We start from the raw sequence: 511 nt of genomic DNA on the forward strand, positions 1-511 counted from the left end.
CGTACCGGTGCAATCGACGTGATTGCTACCAGTGTAAGCAACGCTTTGACAGTATTGAACTTGGATGAGCAGATGCACGGTAACACGGCATCTGAGAGTTAGCACAAATAATATGCAACTTATGTAATCAGGCTGCGAGGATTTATAAATGACTCGCAGCCTGATTTCGTTTTCAAGTTAAAAATATTCTCTAGGAGTAGCTTTAAATTTGTACACCTACTCTGGAGAAAACAATGAAAAAGACACTTCTTGCTGCACTAATTATGGGGATAACTGGAGCGGCACACGCCGAGCAAAAAGTCGTAGCGGGTTACTTTGCGGATTGGCAGTACGCGAATGCAGAAAACCCATACACGGTGAAAGATATTCCCGCCGATAAACTGACGCATGTGATTTACGCGTTTCTTAGTATGTGCGGCCCTCATGCCGGTGCTTCTGAAACGGTACAAAAACTGGTTGCCGAACAATGTGAAGGAAAAGATCCGTATACGGCGATCATTGTCGATACCGA

1 pseudogene is annotated in these 511 nt (G+C 44.6%); it reads left to right on the forward strand.

What is annotated here, in order from left to right:
• Positions 1 to 233: 233 nt before the first annotated feature.
• Positions 234 to 511 (forward strand): annotated as a pseudogene (locus tag R7190_RS31005) (chitinase); the annotation flags it as partial.

The organism is Vibrio sp. 1078-1, assembly GCF_033340475.1.